Raw genomic sequence first — 22599 nt, forward strand, 5'->3', positions numbered from 1 at the left:
AACTTGAGTTCATTGGCGTCACCGGACAATTACGGGTGGGCATGACGCAAACACGAGCAAAAAATTCGGATCGAACGCGAGCTTGCGGTGTTTTTCTGACATGACGAAAATGTCAGAACGGAATTGATCCTGGGTGGCTTGCGAGGCCGAACCGAATGCGGTCCAAGTCGCAGCATTGGGTCACAGCATTGGATGGAGGGCAAACCAATGAACTTTCTTTATCTCACCCGCTTTCAACCGGTTCTCCTGAGCCTGTTCCGCTTGATCACCGGCCTGTTGCTGTTCCAGTACGGTATTGCCAAGCTGTTCAAGTTTCCGGTGCTCCCGTACTTCGCGAACATCCCGCCGATCATCTACGCGGCCGGTACGCTCGAGCTTGTGCTCGGAGCGCTCCTGATGCTCGGGCTGTTCACCCGCCTCTCGGCTTTCATTCTCTCGGGTGAAATGGCCTTCGCCTACTTCATGGGCCACATGTTCAAGGGCGAAGCGCCGGTGTTCCTGCCGCTGCTCAACGGCGGCACCGCCGCGATCCTGTTCTGCTTCGCCTGTCTCTACCTCTCGGCAGCCGGCGGCGGCACGGTCAGCGTCGATGCGGCGATGGGCAAGGAAAGCGAATCGACCGGCGGCGCCTACGCGCGGCGCTGACCCGCGCAATTGGCGTGCAAGTAACGGATGGCGCCGGCAGCTTCGCCGGTGTCATCTACCGCGAGCCCAGCACGTTCCAGATCAGAACGAGAGCCGCCACGAGCAGCGCGGACATGATGATGCGGTGAACGAATCGATTCATCGCTGTCCCGGCCAGGCTCGGTCACAACCAAAATCCAGCATCAATTCTCTCCGCCATGCGCAGGCGAAGCGCGTTGCGCCTGCACATTTGCGCATGCGGCTGCGAACGCTGCGTGCGCGGCAGCGCGTCGCACGCGTCCGTTCATGATTGGTAAGAACTTCATGCTACCGACGCGTGCAATAACAACCATTCCGTAGAGGCCGCGATGCAGCTGCTGAGTCATCTCAAGATCCGCACCAAGCTCGCCAGCATGGTCTGCCTCGCGGCGCTCACGGTCACGGCCATCATCGGGGTATCGGCCGTGCTCAGCAAGAGCCGCATGATGGAGGACCGCGTCCAGCAGATGCGGACTGCGGTGGAGCTCCTCTATAACTACGCGCAATCGCTCCAGGACGAGGTGACGGCTGGCAAACTCACGCAAGCCGAGGCCAAGAGCTTGTTCCACCAGCGCGGCCGACGCATGAGCTTCAATGGCGGCCAGGGCTACCCGGTGGTCTATAATCAGGACACCTCACTGGTCGTGAACGGCGCCAATCAGCAGCTCGAAGGCAAGATCACCGGCGCCAAGGATTCCAACGGCGTGCTGATCGCCGACGCCATCATCAAGGCCGGCAGCGAGACCGCGCAAGGCGGCGTGACCTCCTATCTCTATCCCCGCCCCGGCCAGACCGAGCCGGTCCGCAAGACCGTGTTCGCGCGCAAATTCGCGCCCTGGAACGTGACCATCAGCTACGGACTCTATGTCGACGACATCGACGCCGACGTGCGCGCACTGACGCTGGAGCTGGCCGCCATCGGCATCGGCCTGATGCTGCTGATGGCGACGCTGTCCTGGCTGATCGCCCGCGACGTGCTCGGCGCGCTCGACCGCCAGAAGAACCGCATGCAGGAGATTTCCGAAGGTGCCATCGACAAGGTGGTCGAGGAGACCGGCCGCGGCGACGAGATCGGCCGCATGGCCGAGACGCTCGAAGTGCTGCGGCAAACCGCGCTGACGGCACGCACCCTGGAGGCTGAGCAGGTCGCCACCAAAGCCCGCAGCGAGCAGGAGAAGCGCGATGCCTTGATCGCACTTGCCGACCGCTTCGATGCGTCCGTCGGCCAGCTCGTCGACCTGATGGCTTCAGGCTCCGGCGAGCTCGAGGCCACCGCCAAGTCGATGTCGTCCACCGCCGAAGGCACCAACCGCCGCGCTGCCGTGGTCGGCTCGGCCGCCACCGAGGCCAGCCAGCGCGTCCAGACGGTCGCGGCCGCCGCCGAAGAGCTCTCCTCCTCCATCACCGAGATCAGCCGTCAAGTCGCGCAGTCCGCCGAGGTCACCGGACGCGCGGTGGACAGTGCTCGCCGCACCGACACCATCGTGCGCGCGCTGTCCGATGGTGCCCAGCAGATCGAGCATGTCGCCGAGCTGATCTCCAGCATCGCGGCACAGACCAATCTGCTCGCGCTCAACGCCACCATCGAGGCTGCACGCGCGGGCGACGCCGGTCGCGGCTTTGCCGTCGTCGCATCCGAGGTGAAGTCGCTCGCGAGCCAGACCGCGGAAGCCACCCGCGAGATCGGCGACAAGATCGCCCAGATCCAGGGCGCGACCAAGGAAGCAGTGGACGCGATCGGCGGCATCACCGCCACCATCGAGGAGGTCAGCCGCATCGCCACCTCGATCGGCGCCGCCATCGAGGAGCAAGGCGCCGCCACCGCCGAGATCGCCCGCAGCGTCTCGCAGACGGCGGAGGCGACCAAGGAGGTCACTACCAATATCGGCGGCGTCAGCACCGCTGCGAACGAGACCGGCAATGCCGCCGGCATGGTGCTCGCGGCTGCCTCGAGCCTCTCCAAGCAGGCCGAACAGCTTTCCGGCGAAGTCGGCACGTTCCTGGCCGGCGTGCGCGCGGCGTAAACGCTCTTCACCTCTCCCGCTTGCGGGAGAGGTCGGCGCGAAGCGCCGGGTGAGGGCTTTCTCCTCATTGGGAATCTCGCTGCGGAGGCACCCTCTCCCCAGCCCTCTCCCGCAAGCGGGAGAGGGAGCGCACGTGGCTACAATCGAATCTGATCAGCTGCGAACTACAATGAGCCCCGCTTCTATCGCCGCGCGAGGCTGCAGCCGCTCGACAGCTGGCGCGTCGATCCGGCCGAGCCGTCATTCGACTGCGACGGGAATTCTTCGAACGGCGAGTTCTGCTTGCCGGTGTTGAATTCGAATATCTTGCGGAACAGGCCCGGCGCCATCGCCGAGATCGGATTGACGCGCATCACGGGCGCAGCCGGCGTGCCGACGACCTCGTAGGTCACGCCGATCAGACCTTCGTTGTTGCCGCCGCCGAGGAAGATGCCGAACAACGGGATCTGGCCGAAGATGTTGTTGACGCCATACATCGGCACGAAGGTGCCGCTCATGCAGACCTGGTTGCCGGGATAGTCGATCGAGCCCTCGATGGTGGCACCGATCATCGGCCCCTTGACCACGCCGTCGCGGATCGTGAGCGCGCCATTCTGCCGTGTGAACTCGGCGCGGAGCGCGCTGAAGGAGACGCCGTTGCCGGTGCCGTTGGGCGCGCCGGCAGCAACGCGTTCGAGCTGCGCCTCGCCCTTGACCGTGAAGTCGCGCACGTTGATGAGGCCCTCGCGCGACGTGTTCGGCTCGGACGTCGGCGGCTCCATGGCCACCACCATCTGGCCGCCAACCGCCTTGGTGTAGGTGTCGGTGAAGCGCAGCAGCGCGCCGGCATCGTTGGTCTGGAGGTAGATCACCTCGCGATTGCCTTGCGCGCGGCCGCCGCGCAGGTCGGCCGCAACAGGCGTATCGCGGCCGATCTTGCCGCTCAACGAAAATGCTTTGATGGCGCCATTGCGTTTCGACATCTTCGCGTCGACGCTGCGCATCGCCTCGCCGTTGAAACCCGCGACGGCACCGAGCTTCACGTCGATATCGAAATCGACGTTCTTCATCTTGTTCTTGCCGTCGTCCTTGGAATTGCCTGAGATCGCCGACTTCAGGAAGCCGCGGCCGTCGAACACGTCGCCGCGCATCGTGCCGCGCAGCACGCCGTCCTGACCGCGCTCGGCCTTCAATGAGGTCTTGTCGCCGTCAGACGGCGAATAGGTCGGGAAATTCACGTTCATGAGGTCGCCGTTCGCGTCGACCTCGAGCGAGCCCTTGATCGAGGCGCCGCCGCCTTCGATGACGATATCTTCCAGGCGCGTCGATTGCGCCGTCGGCACCACCTTGAAGCTGGCTTTCCCCGACTTGCCCGGCAGCTTGACCCAGCCGGGCAGGATGTTGTCGAGCTTGACCGAGGTCAGATCGGCCTCGACGCCGAGCTTCGTGGTCTGATCCGCGCCGCTCGCGATCTTGCCCGACAGCTTGATCGGCAACGATCCGCTGACGGCTGGGCTCAGATCAAATCCCAGGCGCGCGCGGCTGGCATCGTCCAGCGTCGCCTGCAATCTGACGTCCGCATCGCCTTCAGTCGGCTTGCGATAATCCAGCGAGGCGGCCTGTCCGTTGATCTTGACGTCGCCCTTGACCTGATAGCCTTGATTGCTCGCGACGATCTTGAGGTTGTTGGCCTCCAGCTTCTGGTTCATCACCAGCTTGTCGGCGGCAAAGCCGTTGAGGTCGGCGGTCACGGCATAGGTGGTGTCGGCCTTGGTCAGCTCGCCCTTGACCGGCATGCCGAGCTGGATGTTCGCCGAGAACGTTCCCTTGCTGGTGTTGGGATCGACGACGGTCGACGACAGATCGCTCAGGCGATCATTGGCGAGCATTTCGGCCGCGGCGGGCACGGGTCCCTCGACGCGGAACTTGGTGCGCGACGGCGACGGCTTGGGCGCCATGTCCGGCACCTCGAAGGTGAAGTCGGAGATCGTGATCTTGCGGCCGGCGGGCGTATCGGCAATGCCCTGCCCGATGTTCACGGTCGCAGTGCGGCCGGTCACGCGCGCCTTCAGATCTGCATCATGCACCACCGGCATGCCGTCCACCGGACGCACCGCGACACCGTTTGCGACGATGTTGACCGACAGGCCGTCGTCGGGGATCGGAGGCCCCTTGCGCGGAAGGTTCTTCACCGGCGAGTTGATGCCGATCTCGATGCGCTGGAGCGTGCCGCGCTCGATCCGCTCGATCACCCATTCACGCAGCTCGGGAACGATTAATGTGGGCCACATCCGCTTCAGCGCGGAGGCCGACATCGGCGTTCCCGCAAAGCCCAGCGTCAGCCGCGGCTCACCGGAATAGTCGATGGCACCGGTGCCGGCGACGCCGATCTCGCCATTGCTGATATCGGCCTGCGTCAGCAGGAGGCGCTTGTGGTCGGTGTCGAAACGGAAGCCGATTGCAATCCGGTTGAAGACGAGCGGCGGCTCGTTGTCGATGCCGCCGAGCAGGATCGAGCCGCCACTGAAGCCGAGCTGCCAGTCATTGGTCGCGCCGTTCGGCGGCTCGAGATGCCCCAGCAGCGTCAGGCGGTTGGCGCCAGAGAGAATCTTGAACGGCGCGACCAGCACCCGCCGGTTCGCGTCCCACTCGACGTTGATCTCGGCCTGATCGATCGCCATCGGATAATCGGGCGTGTCGGTATCGATGATGTTGCCGGCGCCGACCGCGATCTTGCCGCGGAAGAAGGTCGGCACGCCGTCGCGGCCGAGCTCGCCCTTCAGCTCGCCCGTCAGCGGCAGGTCGGCGGTATAGGTGAGATCCTTGACACGCAGCGCCAACAGGATGTTGGAGGTCGAGACCTTGTCGGCGCGGATGTCGACCGAGCGCACGCCGTTCTCGGCCGGCCCGATCGTGGCGCGCAGCATCCACGGACGCGCGCCCTCCTCGCCGAGGCTGAGCATGACGCCGCCATGGCTCGGCCGGCGCAGGCTCAGCGTGATGTTCTCGAACGACCATTTGCTACCACGCTGCTGGTCGTCGACGATCAGATTGCCGTTCTTCAGACCGATCTCGTTGAGGTTCTGGCCGTCGAGCCCGGTCATGCTCAGACTGTCGAGCCAGTCGAGGCCCTGAAGAATTCCGCTCTGTGCGGTCGCCTGAGGCGCGGCCTGGGACGCGTCCGGGCTTGCAGGCGCTGTGGCGAATGGCGGCGGCGGGACGCCATTGCGCGGGAATGTCGGCGGCAAGCCTGCCTCTTTCTTGGAGGCCACGCCGGTTGCCAGCGGCTTTGCGGTGTCACCGGCCGAGACCGTGACGGTACCGTCAGGCGCAATGCGGATCGCGAGTTCGGCATCGACGAGATTGAGGCTTTCGGCGCGCAGATGCCCCATCAGGAGACCCGCACCCGACAGCTTCACCTCGGCCTTCGGCGCACTGGCCACAATGGCGTGATCGCGGTCGCGGACGATGATGTCACGGATGCGGACGGCGATACGGACCCGCCCCGCCCGCTCGATCTGGGTGCCGCCAACCTCCACGGTGTTGCCGTGGCCGATATTGTCCTCAATGGCGGCTGCCAGCCATGGCGTTGCAATGTCGAGATTGATGGGACCCGCGCCGAGCCGCCACCACAGCGCGCCGAAACAGCCGACGAAAATGACGATGAGGGCACTGACGACGATGGCAAAGCGCATCAGCCATCGACCGCCGCCCAGCCAGCGCCGCAACGAGCTGAACCCGTCACCGAAGCGATGGAAGCCCGAATTGGAACGCGACAACAGCCGGCGCGCGCGATGGCCCGCGGCCGCCTCCTGATCCGGATCCCAGTCGGCGTCGTCCCATTCCCGCGGCTCGTATTGGCCGCCGCGCCGATCGAAGTCCCGGTTGTAGTCCTGGGGCGACTTATTCCTTGCCATTGCCTCTCGATACAGGCGCCCATCGTAGGATTGAGCGCCGCCGGGACCGCAGCCGTCGAGGGGGAGCGAAGACCCCCGCGCCGGCACTGCCGCCATACCTCGAATATTCCTGCTGTTCGTCATTTCGCCCCGGGAGCGCGTTCAACGAGCAGTGGGGTGGTGCGTGGAATTCCTTGTAACCATACTCCGGCGTCGTCAGACTTGCCCAGCCGAGGGCGCGATTCCGGCACACCGGACGAGAGCTGCAATACCGCTTTGGTTGACCTGCCGAAAGCGACGAAAGGAAGGCGTATGTCCAAGAAATCCCAAAAGAAATCGTCCAAAACGCCCTCCGGCAGTCCGACGGCCAAGAAGAAGACCCTGAAAACGCGGGCAGCGACTCAAACAAGATCCGCGAAAACACAGCGGACGCCGGCAAGCAAATCAACCAAGACAGTAGCAAAAGCAGGATCACATAAGGCCGCATCGAAACAGTTAAATTCCTCCAAATCGCCCGGGGCGGCGAAGGCCGCCTTGACCGAGGGTCAGAAGGCTCCCGCCTTCCGCCTGCCCCGCGACGGCGGCGACGTGGTCACGCTTACGGACTATGTCGGCCAAAAGCTCGTGCTGTTCTTCTATCCCCGCGCCGACACGCCCGGCTGTACCAGGGAGGCCATCGACTTCACCCGGCTGGCGGACGCCTTTGCGGCTGCCGGCACCGCCGTGCTCGGTATCTCCGCCGATCCGTTAAAGGCCCAGGAGAAGTTCCGCGACAAGCACAAGCTCGCCATTCCCCTCATCTCGGATGAAACGCACGAGATGCTGGAGGCCTATGGCGCCTGGGGCGAAAAATCGATGTATGGCAAGAGCTTCCTTGGAATTCTTCGTACTACGGTGCTGGTCGGGGGCGATGGCAGAGTGGCCAGGATTTGGCGCAATGTCCGGGTCGACGGCCACGCCGATGAGGTGCTGGAAGCGGCAAGAAGTCTTTAACCAGTCCTTTAAATTCGAATGTTCCCGTTTCCGGAAAATTAACCATGACCGGCCCAGATTGCTGCGGCAATTAGGCCGTTACGGACTCATCCGACCGGCGCGGGAGTGCCGATGTCGAAAAGTTCTGCCCAATACTCGCAGTACCCCCAACATCATCCTCACGACCACGGAAGGGCCTTCCATCGCCGTCCTACCGCCGCCGCAACAGCGGTTGCGATTCCTCTTCCCGCCACCGACGACGCCTACACCATCGTCCATGCCGGCAAGCAGGTCCGCTTCGGACCCGTGGTGTTCTGGATCGTGGTCGGCACGGTGGTGCTGCTCGGGCTGTGGTCGGCCGCGACCGCCACCTATTTCGCCTTCCGTGACGACGTCCTGACCCGGCTGATCGCCCGCCAGGCAGAGATGCAGTACGCCTATGAGGACCGTATCGCCGAGCTGCGGGCCAAGGTCGACCGCACCACCAGCCGGCAGCTGCTCGACCAGGAGCAGTTCGACCAGAAGCTCGACCAGATCATGAAGCGCCAGACGGCGCTGGAGTCCCGGGCCACGGCGCTCGGCGCCATGCCCGACGTGACCGGATCGATCCCGCGCTCGGCACCGCAGCGTGGTGACGCCGGCCAGAACGCAACGCAGGGCACGCCGAAGCCGTCGCCGATCAGCGACACCGTGATCTTCGTGGCCCCGCCGGATCGCGAAGCGCGGCTCGAATCGCGCGCGCCGACCGTCGCGGCGCCGCCGACCAGCCAATTCGCCAAGAACCAGGGCTTCGACAACGTCCTGGTCCGCCTCACGACCTCGCTTGATCAGGTCGAGCGTCGCCAGATGGCGGCGCTCAACGCCGTCGAGGAAGGCATGGACTCACGCATGCGCCGGATGCGCGGCGTCGTCAGCGATCTCGGCCTCAACCTCGCCAGTCTCGAAGCCGCCGTACCGCGCACCGCGATGGGCGGGCCTTTCGTACCCGTCAAATTGACGCCCAACGCCGGGCCGTTCGAGAAGCAGCTCTATCGCATCAACACCACGCGCACCGAGTTGGACCGCCTCAATCGCACGCTGGCGCTGGTGCCCTATCGCAAGCCCGTCATCGGCGAGGTCGAATTCACCTCCGGCTTCGGCGTGCGCAGCGACCCGTTCCTCGGCCGGCCCGCGATGCACACCGGGCTCGACTTCCGTGCCGCCACCGGCGATCCCGTTCGCGTCACCGCCAACGGCAAGGTGGTCTCCGCCGGCTGGTCCGGCGGCTACGGCCGCATGGTCGAGGTCGACCACGGCAACGGGCTTTCGACCCGCTATGGCCATCTCTCCGAGATCAACGTCAGGGTCGGCGAGGTCGTGAAGATCGGCCAGGTGGTCGGTCTCGTCGGTTCGACCGGCCGTTCCACTGGCCCACATTTGCACTATGAGACCCGCATCGAGGGCGAAGCGGTCGATCCGCAGAAATTTTTGCGCGCTGGCGTGCGGCTCAGCGCGGGCTAAACCCGCGCTTCTCTCTTGCCTTAGCGCCGGCCACCGCCCATCCCGCCTCCGGGACCGCCGAAACCACCACCCATTCCACCCCCTGGCCCCATAGGCCCGCCGGGCGCGCCCAGACCGCCGGGACCTGACGGGCCACCCGGTCCTGTCGGCGCCGGGCCGGACGGCGCACCAGGGCTCGCCCCCGGCGCAGGCGCGCCCGGTGCACCGGGCTGGCCGCCACCGGGCGTGGTGGTGCCGCGATTTGGATGCAGGATCGAGCCGCCCGGCGAGCGCCCGGGCTGGCCTGCTCCGCCGGGCACCTGCCCCGGCGATCCCGGGAATTGGCCGACCGCGCGCGCCGAATCGAGCTGAAGGCCGCGTGAGCGATCGAACACGCCGTTGACCACCATGCGTGCTTCGCCGGCGGCTGGGCCGAAGCGCGAGCTGTCATGGGCGATGAGCCCGGAGCCGAGCTGGAGGTTCGATCCCATCCGCTGCACATAGGCCTCGACCGACAGGCGGCTCGCGCCGACGAGATCCGAGAAATCGTCGATCCGCGTGCGCGCGGCCTGCATCGCGCCCTGGCTCGCGCTGCCCTCGATCTGGACCCGCTGGCCGACGAGCAAGGGATCGACGCCGTTCAGCTTCAACCCGCCGATTCGCAAGCCGTCCGGCCCGCGTTCGACCAGACCCGTCACGCGCGCGGCCGCATCGCGCCGTGGCTCGACCAGGCTTGCGACGATGACCCCGTCAGTACGGCGCAAGCCGTAGACGGCGACCTGCGTGCCCGTCCGGAGCTTGCTCTCCTTGTCGCCGGCGACGATCTTCTGACCGAGCACGGTCAGCTCGTTGCCCTTCACCTGCTCGATCGGACCGGAGACTTCGCTCGCGATCGTGATGTTGCGCGTGACGAGCGTGCCGTCGGCCTGACGGGTCGCAACCACGCGCGCGAACTGGCCGATGCGCAGCGCCTTGGCGCTAGCCGCTTCACCGTCGATCCGGACCGGAACGTCGCTCGCATAGGTGACGCGCTGGCCGTTGACGTAGATGCTGCCGAAACGCTGGATCACGCCGACGATGCCGGTGCCGCCGATGCCGTGATCATCGCCGCGCGTGATCCCGGTGCCGCCGATGCCCTGATCGGTGCCGCGCTTGACCTGCGCACGGGCGAGGCCCGTGCCGGCGAGCCAAAATCCCATCAGCAGCAGGCGGCGGGAGATGAGTGGCGGCCGGCTCATGTCGAAGCGCCCTCTTTGCCACCGTCTTTGCCGCCCTCCTTCGTCCCGCCCTCCTCATCGGCATCTTCGCTGTAGATGTAGAGGCCGAAATTCCAGCGCGCGTTGCCGCCCTTGTCCTTGGCGAGAGCCCGATTGGCCTCGCGGTTGGCTGTCTTCAGCGCATCCATGGCGAGTTCGCGCGAGCGCGCCTCGAGCTTCCGTGCCAGCTTCGGCGAGATGTTGTTGTAGTGCACCGCGCGTTCGAGGAAGCGTGGCGCCCCAGAGACATTTTCCGCGGCGGCCGCGATATGGTCGTGCAGATTGCGGCCGAGATAGTGCCATTTGCCGTCATCCTCACCGCTCGGAACGAAGGCGGCCTCGACCAGCTCGATTTCGTCGGCGTCATTGATGGTGACGAGCTTGCGGTCGATCCATTCGTCGAGCACCGCGCGCGGGCGCACGTCCTTGGTGACGGAGGCGACGAGCTGCTCGAACGACGGCGCATCGCCCACGGCCGTTCGCGGCAAAGCCAGCGGCTCGCCCTTGGCATCGGTGAATTCCGGCGCGGCAAGCCAGCGCGCGATCACCGCACTGGTCAGCGACACCGCCGCCGGCGCCTCGTGCACGGGTGCGCCGGCGCCGCGCAGCCGCGCCACCTCCTTGCGATGGATGCCGGTGAGCAGGCTGACCCGGCTGTCGGTCTGCTCTTTTCCCTCCAGCGCGAAATCGTGCTCGGCGACGTTGACGAAAAGCTCACGAAGCAGCTGCGCCAGCGCCGGGAAGGTCATGCCACTGCGGATGCACAGCCGCACGAGCGGGCGCAGCAGCCGCGCCAGCGGCGCGTGCAGCTTCCCGGCGGCATTCGGCTGCGGCGCCATCGGCTTGTCGGCCGATTTGTCAGCCTCCTTGGACCCGGACTTGGCATTCATGTCTGAATTGTACCGATGCCTTACGTGGGACACAATCCCACTTTTTTCCACTAGGTCGATTGACGTGGTAAATTTTCCCACATATACGAACCACCACTGAGGGCGCGACATAGAGGGACTTAAAACCCATGGTTGACCGCTTGGTCCGCATTTCCACTTCACCGCCTGCTATGCCGGCTCCCAATTGGGGGCATAGCGCGATCGAGCCGATGCTGCCGGCGCTGCTGCGCGGCGCGATCTTCATTGCGGTGCTGGCCGCACCGTTCCTTGCCGCGCTTCTCGCAGGCTGACCACCGTCATGCATCACACCCACGAAACCCCGCACCGCCCGTCGGTGCTGCACATCTTCAAGGTCTATTATCCCGACCTGTTCGGCGGCACGCTCACGGTGATTCGCGACATCTGCGCGAGCCTGAAAGATGCCTTCGCCTCCGCCGTGCTGGTCTGCTCGCAATCGGCCGAACGGCGCGAGATCATCGTCAATGACGTCCCGGTCGAGCGCGTCCGCTCGTTCGGCAATCTGTTGTCGCTGCCCGCCGCTCCCACCTATCCGTGGCGGCTGTGGCGCAAGATCGCCGCGCACGATCTGCTCGCGCTCCACGCCCCCTTCCCGCTCGCCGACCTCGTCTTTGCCTTCGGATTCGGTGCCAAGCGGCCGCTGGTGGTGCACTGGCACGCCGACATCGTCACCCATGCCGGCCTGCGCTGGTTCATCGAACCGTTGATGCGGCGGACCTTGCGGCGCGCCAAGGCGATCATCGTCTCGGACCACGTGCTGGTCGACAACACGCCATTGCTGCGCGAATTCGAGGACAAATGCCACGTCGTGCCATTCGGCATCGACACCTCTGGCTATGACTGGCCGAAGATCGAACCGCACCACGTCAACGATCGCGGCCGACTCGTGCTGGCCTGCGGCCGGCTGGTGCCCTACAAGGGTTTCGACGTGCTGATCCGCGCCGCTGTCGTTCACAATTTCGAGGTCTGGATCATCGGCGAGGGCACCGAGCGGCCGCGGCTCGAGCAATTGATCCACGAGCTCGGCCTCGGTGATCGCGTCCGCCTGCTCGGCTCGGTAAACGATTGCGAGCGCATCAAGCTGATGTGCCTCGCCGACGTCTTCGTGATGCCATCGGTGACCAATGCCGAGACGTTCGGCCTCGTCCAGCTCGAGGCCATGGCCGCCGGCCGTCCGGTCGTGAACACGGCGCTCGACACCGCAGTGCCGCGCGTCGCCCGCCACGGCATGGAGGCGATCACCGTGCCGCCCGGCGACGCCGCGAAGCTGGGCGAGGCCATCGACAGCCTGATCCGCGATCCCGAGCGCCGCCGCCGCATGGGACTATCGGCGCGCGCGCGCGCCCTCACCCGCTATTCGGCCACGGCCTTCAAGCAAGGCATGGAGACCGTCTACCGCGAGGCCATCGCCGCACCGAGCGAGCAGCGATCGGCGATCGCCGATCCGCCGCAGGCGACGGGATGGGTGGACACCGTCCGGATCGCGGCGGCGCTGGCCTGGTCCGACATGCGACACCGCTATGTGCGCTCGCTGCTCGGCCCGTTTTGGATGTCGTTCCAGATGGCGATCGTGGTCGCGGTGCTGGGCTCGGTGATCGGGCAGATGTCGAACGCCGACGTGCTGTCGCGCCTGCCCATGCTGGCGCTGTCGATGACGGCCTGGACCTTCCTCAACAGCGTGGTGCTCGATGCCACCACGGCGCTGCAGAACTCCGCGAGCCTGATCCGCGACCGGGCGCTGCCGCCGGTCATCTTCCTGCTGCAATGCACGTTCCGCCAGGCGCTGTTCGCGCTCCATAACGCCTGCGTGCCGCTGCTCCTGTGGCTGATCCTGTCCCGCCACGATCTCTCTCACGCGCTGGCGGCGCTGCCTGGCCTCCTGCTGTTCGTGGTCTGCACGTTCGCCCTGAGCCTCGTCCTCGGTGCGATGGCAACGCGCTATCGCGACCTCAAGCCGATCATCGAATCCACATTGATGCTCGCCTTTCTCGCCTCGCCCGTGATCTGGTCGTCGGAGATGATCAACCACCGCTCGACGGTGATGCGGATCAATCCGCTGACGCATCTGTTCGCGGTGTGGCGGGAGCCACTGGCAGGTGGCCATGTCGATCCCGTCAGCATCGTCTATGTCCTCGTCGCGTTGGCGCTCCTGATCTGCGCGAGCGTGCTGACGCTGGTCCATCTGCGCAAAGCTGCATTCTGGATCTGACGCATGGTTTCGATCAGCCTTCGCAACGTCTGTCTCGACTATCCGCTCTACGGTGCCTACGACTATTCGCTGAAACGGCGGCTGCTCGGCCATCTCATTCGCGAGCCGGGCGAGATGCGGATCATCCGCGCCGTCGATAACGTCACGATCGAGGCCGAAGCCGGCGCCCGCATCGGGCTTGCCGGCCCCAACGGCTCCGGCAAATCGACGCTGCTGCGGCTGATCGCCGGCGTCTATCCGCCGAGCAGTGGCAACATCGCAATTCAAGGCAACGTCGTGCCGCTGCTCGGCCTCAACGCGGGCGTCAATCTGGATTTCCTCGCCGAGGATAACATCGCGCTGCTGCTGCGGATCAGCGGCCGCAAGCCGACCCGCCGCGTGATCGACGAGATCTGGGCCTTCACCGAGCTCGAGGCGCGCATGCAGCGGCTGCCGCTACGGATGTTCTCCTCGGGCATGCTGATGCGCGTGCTGTTTGCGACCGCCACGGCGTTTCCTGCCGATATCCTCCTGCTCGACGAATGGCTCAGCGTCGTCGACGAGCACTTTGCGGAGAAGGCCCAGCAACGGCTGCTGAACCTCGTATCGCAGGCGGCAATCGTGATCATCGCCTCGCACGACCAGCCGCTGCTGCGCCGTACCTGCACCAGCATCATCAATCTCGATCACGGCCGCGTCGCCTCGACCGTCACGGTCACCCCACCGGCCACCCACACCTTCGAGCTCCGCGAGAAACGCGCATGAAGCAGAACATCCTTGTCGTGTCCGAAGCACTCGGCGAGCCCAACCACAAGCGCGGCATCTTCCACTTCACGCGTGAATTGATGCGCTCGCTCGCGGCCGAGGGGCACGAGCTGACGCTGCTGGTCGAGACCACGCGGCGCTATCGCAAGCTGCACCGGCGCGAGCGGCGCACCAAGCTCTTTCCGGCGCAGTCGCGCAACATCGAGCTGCTCGCGCTTTACCGCTTCCTCGACGAGGTCAACATGGGCGAGCCGGTCGTGCGCGGCGGGCTGCGGCGCACGCTCGACTGGATCCGCCACAAGGCCACCATGTCGGTGTCGTGGGACTACATCGTCTGCTTCCTTCGCGCCGTCGGCTTGCGCGGCCTGGACGCCCGGCTGATCGAGAACAGGACCGAGGCGCTCGAATACGTCCCGCCGGACCTGCGCCATCTCGAGCTGTTCCGCGACTTTCAGCTCGAGCCCGGATTCTACAGCTATCAGGACTCCTCGGCGTTCTTCCTGCTGCCGCCACCGCGGGTGGACGCGCGCGACTACGACGTCATCGTCGTGGATACGCCGACGAGGGTGGCGATCAGGCGCAGGCCCGACGCCAAGGTGATCTGCGTCGTCCATGATTTGCTGCCGCTCACCGACCTCAAGCTCAGCGACGTCGCAACGCGGCTGTTCCTGTCACGGCTGCTCACCAGCCTGCGCCAGGCCGACGAACTCGCCTTCGTTTCAAGCTATAGCATGATGCGGTTCAGGGAACTGTTGCCGCAATTTGCGCACCTGCCGGCGCGGGTCGTGTATCCCCGCACCCGGTTCGACGCCCCGGATGTCCTGCACCTGCCAGCCCCGTCGGGGCGTCCGGGGCGGCCGAGCTTCGTCGTCATCGTCTCGAACGAGCCGCGCAAGAACGTCGCCACCGTCGTCCGCGCCTTCCGCGGCGTACCCCACGCCGATCTCGTCGTGATCGGCTATGCCGGAGAGATCAGCCGGATGCGCAATCTGCCGCCGAACGTCCGCTTCGCCGGCTATGTCGACGAGCACGAGAAGGCATCCCTGATCGCGGAAGCGCACGGCCTGATCATGCCGAGCTTCGCCGAAGGTTTTGGCGTGCCGATCATCGAGGCGCTGGCCGCGAACACGCCGGTGCTGTGCTCCGACATCGCTGTCTTCCGCGAGGTCGCGGGCGAGCTCGCCGACTATTTCGATCCGTTCTCGACCGAGGCGATCGCAGCCTCCGTCACCCGCGTGCTGACGCGGCAGGAGGAGTGGCGCGGCAAGATCCGGGCGAGGCGCCACGAGCTCACTGAACGCTTCGGCTACGAAACCCAGGCCCGGGATTTCCTCGGTCATGAGATGCCGAGAGAAAGCCTGGTCGCAGCACAGTAGGCGTCAGCCAGATGACAGCTGAGCAGGCAGCATGGTCCGGTCCGGCCAGCCCGCCAACCTTGCGCGACCGATGGCAGGCCCTGGGCCATTCCGCCGCGCTGTTTCGCGCTGCCGACATGCTCGCCGTGCTGATCGCGGCATCACTGCCCTGGGCGACCACGGCGCCTTCGATCTTCGTCGGGCTCTTTCTGCTCGCGCTCACGCCGACCATCGACTGGCGCGACTATGCGCGCAGGCTCATGCGGCCCGCGCTTGCCCTGCCCCTCGCCTTCCTGCTGCTCGCCTTCATGGGCACGCTGTGGTCGGACGGCGCATGGGCCGACCGGCTGCATGCGATCAAGCCGGTCGCAAAGCTCATGCTCATTCCGCCACTGCTCTACCATTTCAGCCGGTCCGAGCGCGGGTTGTGGGTTTGTCTCGCCTTTCTCGCCTCCTGCGCGCTGCTTGCGGTCTTCTCCTGGATCGTGCTGCTCGATCCCAGCTGGAAGATCAGCGCGACGGCGTCATCAGGCGTTCCCGTCAAGAACTACATCGACCAGAGTCAGGAATTCACGCTCTGCGCGTTCGCGCTTGCACTCCCTGCGCTGACATTCTGGCGCAGCCGAAACGTCGCCGCGACAGCCGCTTGCGTGGCGCTGATCCTGCTGTTCGCTACCAACATGGTGTTCGTCGCGTCCGCTCGCACGGCGCTGCTCTGCATCGCGGTGCTGCTGGGCTTATTTGCCTGGCGGCATCTGAGCCGGCGCGCGACACTGCTCCTGCTCGCAGGCTCGCTCGCCGCGAGCGCGCTGGCCTGGACGACGTCGTCCTATCTGCGCCAGCGCATCACCGATATCGCCGTCGAATACCGCCACGGCCATGAGGACATCAGCCGCGCCTCGACAGCGCAGCGGCTGACCTATTGGCGCAAGTCGCTTCACGCCTTTGCCGACGCGCCCCTGATCGGCCACGGCACCGGCTCGATCAAGCGCCAGTTCGAGCGGGCCGCCACAAGCGCAAGCAGCCTCGATGCCGAGGTCGTCAGCAATCCGCACAACCAGACCCTCAACGTCGCTGTGCAATGGGGCCTTCTGGGCGTCGTCCTGCTCTACGCCCTCTGGATCGCACATCTTCGCCTGTTTGCAGGGGAAGGCCTCGCCGCCTGGATCGGCCTCGTCGTCGTGGTGCAGAACGTCACGAGCTCGCTGTTGAACTCGCACCTGTTCGATTTCCACGAGGGCTGGATGTACGTGCTCGGCGTCGGCGTCGCCGGCGGCATGGCGCTGAAGGCGAAAGCCGCCAGCCGGCCCTGACTACTGGCTGTGCTCGTGGCCGACTGGGAGCATGCGCTCCGCGACGCGGCGCAGCAGGCTCAATGTGCGTCCGTCGATCACGAGCAACGCGCTGCCGATGATGATTGCGCCCGCGATCTCGCGCATCGAGATCGGCTCGCCCAGCACCAGCCATCCCAGAAGGATGGCCGTGACGGGAATGAGCAACGTCACCAGCATGACATTGCTCGCGCCCGAGCGCCGCAGGATCTGAAAGAAGACGATGTAGGCGAGCGCCGTCGACAGGCCGGCAAGGCCAAACACCGCAAGCCAGGTTGTGAGGCTCGGCATCGGAACTCGCCACGGCTGTTCCACCACACCGGCGACGGCCGCCATCATCACGGTCGACGCTATCAGTTGAAACGTCGCCGTGCCCAGCGGAGCTGCGTCCTTCAGCAATCGCCGCGCCGCCAGTGCCGCAAAGGCATAGCTGAATGCGCCGCCGAGGCAGAGCAGGATGCCGAGCCCCTGCCCCGGCCTTGTCTCGAAGCCCCATCCGCGCAGGATGATGACACCGAGCAGCCCCAGCGCCACCCCGGCCATGCGACGCATCTGCAAGGTCTCGTCGCCTGCCGCCGCCATCACCACCACGGTGAACAGCGGCGTGGTCGCGTTCAGGATCGAGGCCAGCCCGCTCGGAATGAAAGTCTGGCCGATCACAATCAGCGAGAACGGAATGACGTTGTTGAGCAGTCCGATCAAGACGAACGGCCTCCAGCCCATCGTGCCCGTGGGGAAGCCGATCCCCTGCATGCGGAGCAACGGCAGAAGAATGGCCGCGCCAAGCGCAACGCGCAGGAATACGAGCGTCAGCGGCGGCAATTCCCGCAAGCCCGCGCCGTTGAAGAAGAACGAGCCTCCCCAGAGGACCGAGAGCACCGCGAGCAGCGACCAATCGCGCGCATCGATCCGGTTATCGTTCGGGGGCATGGCGTCTCACCTCGGCGGCCGAGCCCATCGCCTAGAACGCTGCGGTGGACAATGCCACCCGATTTCCGATGAAGCACCTGTCTACGACGGCTTCTTCGGCTGCGATACCAGCTCGATCATCCTGCCCTCATCATCGTCGGGCATCACAGCCTTTGCCTGCGCGTAGGCCTCGACCGCGGCACGCGAGACCAGCGGCTTATCAGCCAGCAGGCTCTCGGCCAGGTTCACCGCATAGGCGGCATCCTTGTGCCGCAGCGCCGACGTGAAGGTCGCGCCGCTGAAGTCGCGGGCGACCATGCGCTTGGAGTGGCGCTGCACCTGGGGGCTTGCGGCGACGCCCGCCTGGATCGACTCCAGCACGAGGTTCATGTCGAGCCCGGCCTGCTCGGCGATCGCAAGGCCCTCGGCGAGGCCGGCGATCTGGATCGCGCCCAAGAGATTGTTGATGAGCTTGTAGACCGTGCCGGTGCCGACCGCACCGAAATGGCGGACGGTCGAGCCGATTGGGTCGAGATAGGGCCGTGCGCGCTCGAGATCGGCTGCATTGGCGCCAACCAGCAGCGTCAGCTTTCCGCTAGCGGCCGCATCGGGCAAACCGGTCACGGGGCAGTCGATGTAAATGAGCCCGCGCGCGTTCAGCTCGCGGCCCATCTCGCGGGCATGGTCATAGGAGACGGTCGAGCATTCGATCGCGATGGTGCCGGCCTTCGCGGTCTTGGCCGCGCCCTTGAGCCCGAGCCAGACCGCACGCGAGGCCTCGTCATCGGCGACCATGGTCACGACCGCATCGGCATCGATTGCGGCATCCTCCGGCGAGGTCGCCCAATGCGCGCCGCGGGCGATCAGGTCTTCGGCCTTGGCCTTGCTGCGATTCCACAGCGTCACGGTAAAACCGGCATCGAGATAGCGGCCGGCCATGCCGTGCCCCATCCGCCCAAGCCCGATGAAGGCGACGCGGGGCATGATCAGTCCACGTCCTCGATGTCGCCGCTGGTGGTGCCGAAGGCGCGCTGCGCCAGCGTCGCGGCCATGAAGTCGTCGAGCTCGCCATTGAGCACGCCGGATGTGTCCGAGGTCTGCACCCCCGTGCGCAAATCCTTCACCATCTGGTAGGGCTGCAGCACGTAGGAGCGGATCTGGTGGCCCCAGCCGATATCGGTCTTGGCAGCCTGGTCAGCGGCGGCTTTCTCCTCGCGCTTCTTCAGCTCGATCTCGTAAAGGCGCGCACGCAGCATGTCCCAGGCCTGCGCCCGGTTCTTGTGCTGGGAACGGCCGGCCTGGCAGACCACCGCGACACCGGTCGGAATGTGCGTCAGGCGCACCGCGGATTCGGTCTTGTTGACGTGCTGGCCGCCAGCACCGCCCGAACGCATGGTGTCGGTGCGGACGTCGGATTCCTTGATGTCGATCTTGATGCTGTCGTCGATGACGGGGAACACCTGCACGCTCGAGAACGAGGTGTGCCGCCGAGCGTTGGAGTCGAACGGCGAGATGCGCACCAGGCGATGCACACCCGCTTCGGTCTTCAGCCAGCCATAGGCGTTGTGACCGGAGACCTGGATGGTCGCCGACTTGATGCCGGCCTCTTCGCCCTCGGATTCTTCCAGGAATTCGACCTTGAAGCCGTGGGTTTCGGCCCAGCGCGTGTACATGCGCAAGAGCATCTGCGCCCAGTCCTGGCTTTCGGTGCCGCCAGCGCCGGCATGGACTTCGAGATAGGAATCGAAGCGGTCGGCCTCGCCCGACAGCAGCGCCTCGAGCTCGCGCCGCGCCACCTCCTTCTTGAGGTTCTTCAGCGCGGCTTCGGCCTCGGCAACGACACCGTCATCGCCCTCGGCCTCGCCGAGCTCGATCATGCCGATATCGTCTTCGAGTTCCTGCTCGACCTTGCCGATGCCCGACAGCGCATCCTCCAGCGAGGTGCGCTCCTGCATCAGTTTCTGGGCTTTCTGGGGATCGTTCCAGAGATCGGGATCTTCTGCGAGCTTGTTCAGCTCAGCGAGGCGCGCCGTCGATTTCTCGACGTCAAAGATGCCTCCTCAGCAGCCCGACTGACTGCTTGATCTCTTCTACCAACCGCTCGATTTCGGCGCGCATGTCGTTCTCTGATGTCGCGGAATTGTTCCGGGTTCGATTGCAACGGGATGTAACGGCGGCGGCGCCAAAGCGCAACCGCCCGCTCCTTCAAACGTCAGCGTTATCCGCTAAAGCATGATCCGGAAAAGTGCGCAGCGGCTTTCCGAAAAGATCATGCTCAAACAACAACCTAAAGCGCGATGACGATTCGTCCTAATCTCATCGCGCTTTAGTACAGCCCGCCGGTGCCTGGCCGCATGAAGAAGCCGGAATCCGGCTGCTGCTGCTGCGACGCCGGCATGCGCCCATCGGCATCGGCTACGCCGATGACCGAATAGTTATCCGGCGGCGCCGTGCCCGGCTTGAAGGCTTCGAGGATGGTTCCGCCGGTCTCGCCGGGACCTGCGCGCATGCCGGTCTTGGAGACAACGCGCACGAGCTTGATGCCGGCCGGCACCTTGAACGGAACGGCGGGCTTGTCGGCGAGCGCAAGCTTGAGGAAATCGCGCGCGATGGGAGCTGCCAGATGGCCGCCGGTCGCGGCATTGCCTTTGCCGAGCGGGCGCGGCTTGTCGTAGCCCATATAGATGGCGACGGCGACGTCGGGCGAGAAGCCGACGAACCAGGCGTCCTTGGCCTCGTTGGTGGTGCCGGTCTTACCGGCGATCGGCTTGCCGACTTCCTTGACCACGGTCGCGGTACCGGCCTGCACCACGCCTTCCATCAGCTCCGTGATCTGATAGGCGGTCATGGAATCCAGCACCTGCTCGCGGCGGTCGATCAGCTGCGGCTCGGCCTGATTCTTCCAGCCGCCCGGCGCGTCGCAGCCGCGACATTCGCGCTGGTCATGCTTGAAGATGGTGCGGCCGTAGCGGTCCTGGATGCGGTCGATCAAGGTCGGCTTCACCCGGCGGCCGCCATTGGCGAGCATCGAGTAAGCCGTCACCATGCGCATCGCCGTCGTTTCGCCGGCGCCGAGCGCGTAGGACAGATAGTTCGGCAGCTCGTCATAGACGCCGAAGCGGCGGGCATATTCGCCGATCAGGGGCATGCCGATGTCCTGCGCGAGGCGCACCGTCACGGTGTTCAGCGACTGCCGCAGCGCGTTGCGCAGCGTCACCGGTCCCTGGAACTTGCCCGAGGAGAAGTTTTCAGGCCGCCACACGCCGGCGCCCTGGCCCTGATCGATTTCGATTGGCGCGTCGAGCACCACGGTCGACGGCGTATAGCCGTTGTCGAGCGCGGCCGAATAGACGATCGGCTTGAACGACGAACCCGGCTGCCGATAGGCCTGCGTGGCGCGATTGAACTGGCTCTGGTCGAACGAAAAGCCGCCGACCATCGCGAGCACGCGGCCGGTCCAGGGATCCATCACCACCATCGCGCCCGACACTTCGGGGATCTGACGCAGCCGGTACTGGCCCTCGACGGGCTGGCCGTCCTTGTAGAGCGGATCAGCATAAATGACGTCGCCGGGCTGGAGCACCTGCGACACCGCCGTCGGCGTCTTGCCCCTTGTGCCGCCCTGCGTGGCCCGCGCCCAGCGCACGCCGTCGACCGTGACGATGCCCGTCTCGCGCTGCTTGCTGATGGCACCGCCAAGCTCACGGCTCGGCTGGAAGCCGATGCGCGCCGACTGGTCGCTGGTCTCCAGCACCACCGCCATGCGCCACGGCGAGATGTCGGAGAGCGACTTGATCTCGGCAAGCTTCACGCCCCAGTCGCCCGAAATGTCGAGCTTGCTCATGGCACCACGATAGCCCTGCTGCTCATCATAGTTCACGAGGCCAGCGACCATGGTCTTGCGCGCCATGACCTGGATCTTCGGATCGAGCGTGGTGCGGACAGAGAGGCCGCCCTCATACAGCTTCTTCTCGCCATAGCGCTCGAAGATGTCGCGGCGGACTTCCTCGGCGAAATATTCGCCGGCGAAAGTGTGGGCCCCGTTGGAGCGGCTGGTGACGGCGAGCGGCTCCTTGCGCGCCTTCTCGGCATCGGCCTGCTTGATCCAGCCGTTCTCCTGGAGACGGTCGATCACATAGTTGCGGCGCTCGATTGCGCGGTCGCGGTTACGCACCGGATGCAGGGTCGCCGGCATCTTCGGCAGCGCGGCCAGATAAGCGGCTTCCGCAACGGTAAGCTCGTTCACCGACTTGTCGAAATAGACCAGCGACGCCGCCGCGATGCCGTAGGCGCCGAGGCCGAGATAGATTTCGTTCAGATACAGCTCGAGGATCTTGTCCTTCGAGTAGGTCTTCTCGATGCGCATCGCCAGCAAAGCTTCCTTGATCTTGCGCGCAAAGGAGACCTCGTTGGTCAGAAGGAAGTTCTTGGCGACCTGCTGGGTGATGGTCGAGGCGCCCTGCGGACGCCGATTCGAGCCGTAGTTCTGGATGTAAAGCAGACCTGCGCGCGCCATGCCGGTGTAGTCGATGCCGCCATGCTCGTAGAAATTCTTGTCCTCGGCCGCCAGGAACGCGTTGATCACGAGCTTGGGCACCGCCTGGATCGGCAGATACAGCCGCCGCTCCTTGGCGTATTCGCCGAGCAGCGAACCGTCGACCGCGTGCACGCGGGTCATCACCGGTGGCTCGTAATCCTGAAGCTGAGAGTAGTCCGGCAAGTCCTTGGAGAAATGCCAGATCAGGCCTGCCACGGCCCCGACACCGACAAGGAACACCACTGTTCCCGCGGCGAACAGGAAGCCCATGAACCGCACCAGCAAGCGCATTATGTGTTTATCCGTTCAAACTCTGGATCAGCCCAGTATCAGCCCC

General features: G+C 65.4%; 16 protein-coding genes. 9 read left to right on the top strand and 7 right to left on the bottom strand.

Annotated elements, in window-relative coordinates; genetic code table 11:
• The first annotated feature begins 207 nt into the window (after positions 1–207).
• Both BLV07_RS18010 and BLV07_RS18015 read left to right on the top strand, forming a co-directional pair.
• Entirely contained in the window at positions 208–645 is a 438-nt protein-coding gene (locus tag BLV07_RS18010; RefSeq protein ID WP_176945609.1) for a DoxX family protein, read from the top strand.
• A gap of 347 nt (positions 646–992) precedes the next feature.
• On the top strand, positions 993–2687 hold the full coding sequence (locus tag BLV07_RS18015; RefSeq protein ID WP_091887982.1) for a methyl-accepting chemotaxis protein: 1695 nt from the start codon (positions 993–995) through the stop codon (positions 2685–2687).
• A 182-nt stretch (positions 2688–2869) separates the two neighbouring features.
• Here the strand turns inward: BLV07_RS18015 and BLV07_RS18020 are convergent, their stop codons facing one another.
• Complete coding sequence (locus BLV07_RS18020; RefSeq protein WP_176945610.1) at positions 2870–6679, bottom strand: YhdP family protein; 3810 nt, start codon at positions 6677–6679, stop codon at positions 2870–2872.
• 195 nt (positions 6680–6874) lie between these two features.
• Here BLV07_RS18020 and BLV07_RS18025 point away from each other — a divergent pair, with 195 nt between their 5' ends.
• A complete protein-coding gene (locus tag BLV07_RS18025; RefSeq protein ID WP_091887986.1) occupies positions 6875–7555 on the top strand; it encodes a peroxiredoxin in 681 nt (226 codons plus the stop codon).
• Between the two features lie 111 nt (positions 7556–7666).
• Positions 7667–9034: a M23 family metallopeptidase gene (locus BLV07_RS18030; protein WP_176945611.1), complete on the top strand. Its 1368-nt coding sequence runs from the start codon at positions 7667–7669 to the stop codon at positions 9032–9034.
• 20 nt (positions 9035–9054) lie between these two features.
• On the opposite strand, the gene BLV07_RS18035 is transcribed toward BLV07_RS18030, so the two are convergent.
• Together BLV07_RS18035 and BLV07_RS18040 are read right to left on the bottom strand one after the other, a co-directional pair.
• Positions 9055–10251 carry a DUF5666 domain-containing protein gene (locus BLV07_RS18035; RefSeq protein ID WP_091887990.1) on the bottom strand — a complete coding sequence of 399 codons (1197 nt, stop codon included), beginning with the start codon at positions 10249–10251 and terminating at the stop codon, positions 9055–9057.
• Positions 10248–11159: a DUF6502 family protein gene (locus BLV07_RS18040; protein WP_091887992.1), complete on the bottom strand. Its 912-nt coding sequence runs from the start codon at positions 11157–11159 to the stop codon at positions 10248–10250. Before BLV07_RS18040 ends, BLV07_RS18035 begins: the two co-directional genes overlap by 4 nt.
• Positions 11160–11287: 128 nt before the next feature.
• On the opposite strand from BLV07_RS18040, the gene BLV07_RS47615 reads away from it, so the two are divergent.
• From BLV07_RS47615 to BLV07_RS18060, 5 genes are read left to right on the top strand one after another with little or no spacing between them, the layout of a single operon-like run.
• Positions 11288–11449 carry a hypothetical protein gene (locus BLV07_RS47615; protein ID WP_176945612.1) on the top strand — a complete coding sequence of 54 codons (162 nt, stop codon included), beginning with the start codon at positions 11288–11290 and terminating at the stop codon, positions 11447–11449.
• Positions 11450–11457: 8 nt separating this feature from the next.
• On the top strand, positions 11458–13386 hold the full coding sequence (locus BLV07_RS18045; protein WP_091887998.1) for a glycosyltransferase: 1929 nt from the start codon (positions 11458–11460) through the stop codon (positions 13384–13386).
• Positions 13387–13389: 3 nt separating this feature from the next.
• Entirely contained in the window at positions 13390–14130 is a 741-nt protein-coding gene (locus tag BLV07_RS18050) for an ABC transporter ATP-binding protein (protein WP_091888000.1), read from the top strand.
• Complete coding sequence (locus BLV07_RS18055) at positions 14127–15506, top strand: glycosyltransferase family 4 protein (protein ID WP_176945613.1); 1380 nt, start codon at positions 14127–14129, stop codon at positions 15504–15506. The genes BLV07_RS18050 and BLV07_RS18055 overlap by 4 nt, the downstream gene beginning before the upstream one ends.
• Positions 15507–15517: 11 nt before the next feature.
• Positions 15518–16798 carry an O-antigen ligase family protein gene (locus BLV07_RS18060; RefSeq protein ID WP_091888002.1) on the top strand — a complete coding sequence of 427 codons (1281 nt, stop codon included), beginning with the start codon at positions 15518–15520 and terminating at the stop codon, positions 16796–16798.
• On the opposite strand, the gene BLV07_RS18065 is transcribed toward BLV07_RS18060, so the two are convergent.
• From BLV07_RS18065 to BLV07_RS18080, 4 genes are all read right to left on the bottom strand, one after another.
• Positions 16799–17746: a DMT family transporter gene (locus BLV07_RS18065; protein ID WP_091888004.1), complete on the bottom strand. Its 948-nt coding sequence runs from the start codon at positions 17744–17746 to the stop codon at positions 16799–16801.
• A gap of 81 nt (positions 17747–17827) precedes the next feature.
• A complete protein-coding gene (locus tag BLV07_RS18070) occupies positions 17828–18811 on the bottom strand; it encodes an NAD(P)-dependent oxidoreductase (RefSeq protein WP_502690092.1) in 984 nt (327 codons plus the stop codon).
• Positions 18712–19843, bottom strand: a protein-coding gene (prfB, locus tag BLV07_RS18075; protein ID WP_128934108.1) for a peptide chain release factor 2 whose coding sequence is annotated in 2 segments (ribosomal slippage) — positions 18712–19773 and positions 19775–19843 — 1131 coding nt in all. Because the reading frame shifts where the segments join, the coding sequence is not laid out codon by codon here. Before prfB ends, BLV07_RS18070 begins: the two co-directional genes overlap by 100 nt.
• Before the next feature lie 208 nt (positions 19844–20051).
• Entirely contained in the window at positions 20052–22553 is a 2502-nt protein-coding gene (locus BLV07_RS18080; RefSeq protein WP_091888011.1) for a penicillin-binding protein 1A, read from the bottom strand.
• Positions 22554–22599: the final 46 nt, after the last annotated feature.

The organism is Bradyrhizobium sp. Rc2d, from assembly GCF_900099855.1.
Classification (GTDB): domain Bacteria; phylum Pseudomonadota; class Alphaproteobacteria; order Rhizobiales; family Xanthobacteraceae; genus Bradyrhizobium.

Excerpts from the sequence above, each read along its gene's own strand:
- BLV07_RS18080 (WP_091888011.1), bottom strand. The coding sequence starts at position 22,553 with ATGCGCTTGCTGGTGCGGTTCATGGGCTTCCTGTTCGCCGCGGGAACA.
- BLV07_RS18065 (WP_091888004.1), bottom strand. The coding sequence starts at position 17,746 with ATGCCCCCGAACGATAACCGGATCGATGCGCGCGATTGGTCGCTGCTC.
- BLV07_RS18055 (WP_176945613.1), top strand. The coding sequence starts at position 14,127 with ATGAAGCAGAACATCCTTGTCGTGTCCGAAGCACTCGGCGAGCCCAAC.
- BLV07_RS18050 (WP_091888000.1), top strand. The coding sequence starts at position 13,390 with ATGGTTTCGATCAGCCTTCGCAACGTCTGTCTCGACTATCCGCTCTAC.
- BLV07_RS47615 (WP_176945612.1), top strand. The coding sequence starts at position 11,288 with ATGGTTGACCGCTTGGTCCGCATTTCCACTTCACCGCCTGCTATGCCG.
- BLV07_RS18040 (WP_091887992.1), bottom strand. The coding sequence starts at position 11,159 with ATGAATGCCAAGTCCGGGTCCAAGGAGGCTGACAAATCGGCCGACAAG.
- BLV07_RS18020 (WP_176945610.1), bottom strand. The coding sequence starts at position 6,679 with ATGGCGGCAGTGCCGGCGCGGGGGTCTTCGCTCCCCCTCGACGGCTGC.
- BLV07_RS18060 (WP_091888002.1), top strand. The coding sequence starts at position 15,518 with ATGACAGCTGAGCAGGCAGCATGGTCCGGTCCGGCCAGCCCGCCAACC.
- BLV07_RS18030 (WP_176945611.1), top strand. The coding sequence starts at position 7,667 with ATGTCGAAAAGTTCTGCCCAATACTCGCAGTACCCCCAACATCATCCT.
- BLV07_RS18015 (WP_091887982.1), top strand. The coding sequence starts at position 993 with ATGCAGCTGCTGAGTCATCTCAAGATCCGCACCAAGCTCGCCAGCATG.
- BLV07_RS18025 (WP_091887986.1), top strand. The coding sequence starts at position 6,875 with ATGTCCAAGAAATCCCAAAAGAAATCGTCCAAAACGCCCTCCGGCAGT.
- BLV07_RS18035 (WP_091887990.1), bottom strand. The coding sequence starts at position 10,251 with ATGAGCCGGCCGCCACTCATCTCCCGCCGCCTGCTGCTGATGGGATTT.
- BLV07_RS18010 (WP_176945609.1), top strand. The coding sequence starts at position 208 with ATGAACTTTCTTTATCTCACCCGCTTTCAACCGGTTCTCCTGAGCCTG.
- BLV07_RS18045 (WP_091887998.1), top strand. The coding sequence starts at position 11,458 with ATGCATCACACCCACGAAACCCCGCACCGCCCGTCGGTGCTGCACATC.